This window comes from Nocardiopsis protaetiae, from assembly GCF_045446735.1.
Classification (GTDB): domain Bacteria; phylum Actinomycetota; class Actinomycetes; order Streptosporangiales; family Streptosporangiaceae; genus Nocardiopsis; species Nocardiopsis protaetiae.
The window spans coordinates 1-374 of record NZ_JBJJBV010000565.1 but is presented as its reverse complement, the minus strand read 5'-3'; the positions used below and the strand labels follow the sequence as shown (position 1 = coordinate 374).

At 76.2% G+C, this 374-nt stretch carries 1 pseudogene; it reads right to left on the bottom strand.

The features are described 5' to 3' along the window. Positions 1 to 374: pseudogene (locus tag ACJOT3_RS34695) on the bottom strand (hypothetical protein); the annotation flags it as partial.

Genomic DNA, 374 nt, shown 5'->3' with positions numbered 1-374 from the left:
AGGGGGCGGCGATGGGTTCGCCGTCGGGGGTGAGGCGGATGACGGTGCGGTAGCGGGGCGAGGCCCGGTCGGGGTTGCAGCGTTCGTTGTCGCATTTGGGGGCGGTGAACCGTTCGTCGACGTCGGGCGGGCCGAAGAGCCGTTCGAGCGTGCCGCCGCGGCGGGCGGCGGTGAACGGGTGCACGGCCTCACCGGGGTGGGTGCGGCAGGGGCCGCCGCAGACGGCGCAGGCGCCGCCGGGGGTGTTGCGGATGGACGGGTGGTCCGGGCAGGTCCGGTCGGCCCTGCCCTGGGGGTCGAGGGCGAACTCCGGGGTCCGGGAGAACGCATCCTGCGGCTCGGGCGGCGGGGAGAGGGGTCGCAGCAGGGCTCTG